This window comes from Marinilactibacillus piezotolerans (assembly GCF_900114235.1).
In the GTDB taxonomy this organism is placed as follows: domain Bacteria; phylum Bacillota; class Bacilli; order Lactobacillales; family Carnobacteriaceae_A; genus Marinilactibacillus; species Marinilactibacillus piezotolerans.
Map to the genome: position 1 here is coordinate 1 of NZ_FOSJ01000084.1, position 5,353 is coordinate 5,353.

The window sequence follows — 5,353 nt, forward strand, 5'->3', positions numbered from 1 at the left end:
ATATCCAAAACACCTTCTATTATCCTTATAACAATGGAAAGATAGAGGGAATCAATAACAAGATCAAAGTATTGAACCGGGTAGCCTATGGTTACGGTAACTTTATTCATTATAAAAATCGCATTATCCTGCACTTCAATTTAAAACCAATCAGAAATAAAATCAAAATGATAGAAAAAGAAAGAGAACATACAGCAGCGTAAGCTCGTTGTACATCCTCTTCCAAAATCTATTATTATTTGACTTTATTCTTTACCAACGTTGTTTGACAGAGAACCTTTATTTTTTTATTTATTTAATTCATCTCTCTATTGTCGTATACTGAGCTCAGAAGGATTACTTTATCTATAAGATAGGAGAAATGATAATGGATATAAAAAAAGAAGCACTTGCTATAAGTGAAAAATTAGGTGGCAAGATTGAAATTAGCTCTAAGGTCAAAATAGATTCTATGAAAGATCTGGCTATAGCTTATACTCCAGGAGTAGCGGCAGTCAGTTCAGCTATCGCTGACAACAAAGAAGACGTTTATACATATACATCTAAAAGAAACATGGTGGCAGTAATTACTGATGGTTCAGCTGTCCTTGGGTTGGGGAATATTGGTCCTGAAGCAGCAATACCAGTTATGGAAGGAAAAGCAGCCTTATTTAAAAGATTTGCAGATGTTGATGCTGTCCCGATTTCTCTGGATACACAAGATGTAGATGAGTTTATCTCTCATGTTAAAGCGATCTCTCCATCTTTTGGAGGTATAAATCTAGAAGACATTAGTGCTCCAAGGTGTTTTGAAATCGAAAGTAGATTAAAAAGCATTCTAGACATTCCTGTTTTTCATGATGATCAACATGGAACAGCCATAGTTGTTCTTGCGGCTATATATAATGCTTTGAAGCTGACCGAGAAAAAGATCAATGAAGTAAAAATTGTTGTAAATGGAGCAGGAGCAGCTGGAATAGCCATCACTAAAAAACTAATACTAGCTGGTGCTGAAAATTTATTATTAGTTGATCAAGCGGGAATTATTTCTAAAGATGATAGAGCGTTAGCTGAACGACATAAAGAGATAGCTGAACAGACAAATCAGAAATTAATAAAAGGAAACTTAGAGAAAGCAGTCGAATCTGCAGATATCTTTATAGGTGTTTCGGCGCCGAATGTCCTAAAAAAAGGATGGATTAGTACTATGAATGAACGACCAATTATTTTTGCTATGGCAAATCCTGAACCTGAAATCAATCCTAAAGAAGCTAAGGAAGGAGGAGCATTCATAGTTGGAACTGGAAGAAGCGATTTTCCGAACCAGATCAATAATGTACTTGCTTTTCCTGGAATATTTAGAGGTGCTTTGGATGCACGAGCTAAAAATATTACAGATGATATGCAGCTCGCTGCAGCTAAAGGAATTGCCAGTGTCATACCGGTAGAAGAATTGACAACAGAAAACATTATTCCTGATGTATTTAACCCTTCAGTTGCTGAAATTGTTGCTAGAAGCGTAAAGGAAGCTGTAAAATAGTTGAATCTGTTAATTGGATTAGAGAATAAGCGTATTTGTTGACACAATCCTATATGACCTTTACCCTAATAGATGATTAAAATATAGAAACCGAAAGGGAAGTGTGTTGAACAATGTCCTCCTTAACGAAAGAGGAAATATTAAATCAAGCTAAAGAAAAAGAGGTTCGCTTTCTTCGTCTGATGTTTACAGATATTGATGGAATCATCAAAAATGTGGAAGTTCCGGTAAGTCAATTAGAAAAAGTGATGGAGAATGAAATTGCCTTTGACGGGTCTTCAATAGATGGCTTTGTAGATATTGATCAAAGTGATATGAAACTTCATCCTGACTTAGATACATGGCTTATTTTTCCTTGGGAATTAGATAGTGTGAATGGACGTATCGCTCGATTTATCTGTGATGTTTATAATCCGGATGGAACCCCATTTGCCGGTGATCCAAGAAGTAACTTAAGACGTGTACTGGAAGAAATGAGAACAGCTGGATTTACAGAGTTCAACTTAGGTCCTGAACCAGAATTCTTTTTATTCAAATTAGATGAAAATGGGAAACCAAGTAAAACATTAAATGACAATGGTGGCTATTTCGATTTAGCACCTACTGATCTTGCTGAAAACTGCCGTAGAGATATTGTTTTAGAATTAGAAGCACTAGGTTTTGAGATCGAAGCAAGTCATCACGAGGTAGCGCCAGGCCAGCATGAAATTGATTGGAAATATGCGGATGCAGTAGAAGCCTGTGACAATATTCAGACATTTAAGCTGATAGTTAAGACAGTAGCTCGTAAGCATGGATTACACGCGACTTTCATGCCTAAGCCAGCCGCTGACATTAATGGGTCTGGAATGCATTTCAATATGTCTCTTTTTACCGAAGAAGGAAATGCTTTTTATGATGCAAACGATGATCAGCAGTTGAGTCGTTCAGCCTATCAGTTTATTGCGGGAATATTGGATCATGCCCAAGCCTATACGGCTATCTGTAACCCGACCATAAACTCATACAAACGATTGACTCCTGGATTTGAAGCTCCAGTATATGTAGCCTGGTCTGGAACAAACCGTACACCGCTAGTTCGTGTACCAGCTTCAAGAGGTATGTCTACAAGGGTAGAATTACGAAGTGTTGATCCTAGTGCTAATCCTTATTTAGCGCTCTCTGTACTAATAAAAGCAGGTATGAAGGGGATTAGCGAAGCTAAAACGGCGCCGAATCCTGTGAATCAGAATATTTATAATATGGATCAAATTGAACGCAGTGCAAATAATATTGAATCACTCCCAAGAAGTCTTTATGAAGCTGTCCAATATTTGAAACAAGATGAAACAATCAAAGATGCTCTTGGAGAACATATTTATGAAAGATTTGTTTCTGCCAAAGAGCAAGATTGGTTTGAGTATTCTTTATCCGTTTCAGAATGGGAAACAACTAGATACTTTGAAACGTACTAGTAAGAAAGGAATATTTTAGTAACAAATTAAAAGAGTAGTTTAGAGAATTAGAAAAAGTGGTTACTATTAAAATAATCACTTCTGATTCTACAAACTAGCTCTTTTTTTATATTCAAAAAAGTGGTATAGTTCGTTTTTACTTAATATATATAGCCTAAATATTAATTTTACCTAACTAATAAAAGTAAATAAGCAAAACACTTTTAGATATTCAGTAACTGTTGATTCATAAAAACATCAATGCTATTCTTCATAAGTATTAAGCAAGAAATATTAATTAAAAAAACAGTATGACAATTCTAGGAGGAAATAAAATTGACAGCAATCACTAAAGAATACATAAAAGAGCAAGTGAAGGAAAAAAATGTACGATTTTTACGACTAATGTTTACAGATATTCTGGGAATTATTAAAAACGTTGAAGTACCTATCACGCAATTAGATAAAGTACTAGATGGAGAAATGATGTTTGATGGATCATCTATTGAAGGATTTGTACGTATTCAAGAATCTGATATGTATCTAAAACCTGATTTCAACACTTGGTTAGTTTTCTCATGGGAAACAGATTCTTCTAAAAAGGGAAAAGTGGCTCGCTTGATTTGTGATATCGTGAATCCTGATGGAACTCCATTTACTGGAGATCCTCGTACAAATCTTAAACGTGTTTTAAAAGAAGCAGAAGAATTAGGATTTACTGATTTCAACCTAGGACCTGAACCAGAATTCTTCTTATTCAAATTGAATGAAAATGACGAAGTAACTGAAAACTTAAATGATAATGGTGGGTACTTTGACCTTGCACCTAACGACTTAGCAGAAAATTGCCGTCGCGATATTGTTCTTGAGCTAGAAGACTTAGGATTTGAAATCGAAGCAAGTCATCACGAAGTAGCACCTGGACAACATGAAATTGACTGGAAATACGCCAATGCTGTAGAAGCTTGTGATAACATTCAAACGTTCAAACTAATTGTTAAAACAGTAGCTAGAAAATATGGGTTGCACGCTACATTCATGGCTAAACCGATCTTTGGTATCAATGGTTCAGGTATGCATTGTAATATGTCTTTATTCAACGAAAACGGCAATGCATTCTTTGACGAAAAGGGACCTTTACAATTAAGTGAAACAGCTTATAAATTCTTAGCTGGTCTTATGGATCACGCACCTGCATTTACAGCAATTACAAACCCAACTGTTAACTCATACAAACGACTAGTACCTGGATATGAAGCACCTGTTTATATCGCATGGTCAGGAAGAAACAGAACACCAATGATCCGAGTGCCAGAATCTAGAGGCATGTCAACTCGTTTAGAGGTACGCTCAGTTGATCCTATGACAAATCCTTATCTAGCATTAGCTGTTATGTTAAAAGCTGGATTAGATGGTATTAAACGGGATTTAAAAGCAACTGAACCAACAACTGATAATATTTATGAAATGGATGCTGCTGAACTGGATTCACTAGGTATCAATTCCTTACCAGGGAACTTGTTAGAAGCAGTAGAGAGCTTGAAAAAAGATGATACAATCATCGAAGCACTTGGCGAACATATCTTTAAGAATTTTGTAGCAACAAAAACACTGGAATGGGATCAATATAAAGCGACAGTAAGCCAATGGGAAAAAGAACAATATCTACACTTATATTAATCTAGACTAATACTCTGATGGGAGAAAGGATGCTGAATAGCATCCTTTTTTGGTAGGTTCTATAATTAAGAAGATGCAAAAAAGAACCACCTCTATTTAAAGAAGTGGTTCTTGAGTCTTATTGTAAAAAAATCGCAAAATTATATAAAAGTCAATAATATTCAAAGTTAACAAATACTTTGAATATTAAAAAAACATTTTGCGGGCTTGAAAACATATTATGAAACCTTAATTACGTTCTGAGAGGGATTCGAACCCCCGACCGTTCGCTTAGAAGGCGAATGCTCTATCCAGCTGAGCTATCAGAACAATTAACAGCAACAGAACATATTATATAAGGTTCTCCAGGAAAAGTCAATACTTCTATTAAAAATATAAATCAAAATATCGTTCGAACGTGATAATGTCCTAAGTAGGTCGAAGCATAAAATGTCCCAAAATGATAAAATAAAATCATGAAAAGGATAATACTAACGATGAATGAAGATAAGAAATATAAAGTAATAAAAGCTGTGGCAGAAAAAAGAAAGGAAAAAAAGAGAGCTTGTGTTGAACTTGGGCTCTCGATGAGGCAAGTTAACAGATTGATTCAAGACTATCAAGAAGGAGGAAAAGCTGTTTTTTCACACGGCAACAGAGGAAAAGCAGCTAGGCACGCCGTGCCAGAGGAAACAAAAAGACAAGTGATCGAGCTCTATCAAAGTTTTAAGATAAAGCCTAA

At 35.4% G+C, this 5,353-nt stretch carries 5 protein-coding genes and 1 tRNA gene; 5 read left to right on the forward strand and 1 reads right to left on the reverse strand.

The features are described from left to right. The 4 genes from BM212_RS11840 to glnA (BM212_RS11855) form a co-directional block, all read left to right on the forward strand. Positions 1 to 203 (forward strand): transposase (locus BM212_RS11840; RefSeq protein WP_143744959.1); only part of this gene is annotated, 203 nt, incomplete at its 5' end. 158 nt (positions 204 to 361) lie between these two features. Beyond that, entirely contained in the window at positions 362 to 1,519 is a 1,158-nt protein-coding gene (locus BM212_RS11845; protein ID WP_232226868.1) for an NAD(P)-dependent malic enzyme, read from the forward strand. A 113-nt stretch (positions 1,520 to 1,632) separates the two neighbouring features. Further along, positions 1,633 to 2,973 carry a type I glutamate--ammonia ligase gene (glnA, locus tag BM212_RS11850; RefSeq protein WP_072694698.1) on the forward strand — a complete coding sequence of 447 codons (1,341 nt, stop codon included), beginning with the start codon at positions 1,633 to 1,635 and terminating at the stop codon, positions 2,971 to 2,973. A gap of 309 nt (positions 2,974 to 3,282) precedes the next feature. Beyond that, complete coding sequence (gene glnA / locus BM212_RS11855) at positions 3,283 to 4,632, forward strand: type I glutamate--ammonia ligase (RefSeq protein WP_232226962.1); 1,350 nt, start codon at positions 3,283 to 3,285, stop codon at positions 4,630 to 4,632. Positions 4,633 to 4,867: 235 nt separating this feature from the next. Here the strand turns inward: glnA (BM212_RS11855) and BM212_RS11860 are convergent. Continuing rightward, a tRNA-Arg gene (locus BM212_RS11860) sits at positions 4,868 to 4,941 on the reverse strand. Between the two features lie 167 nt (positions 4,942 to 5,108). Between BM212_RS11860 and BM212_RS11865 the strand changes: the two genes are divergently transcribed. Next, on the forward strand, positions 5,109 to 5,353 hold a 245-nt coding region (locus BM212_RS11865), incomplete at its 3' end, for a helix-turn-helix domain-containing protein (RefSeq protein ID WP_177206430.1).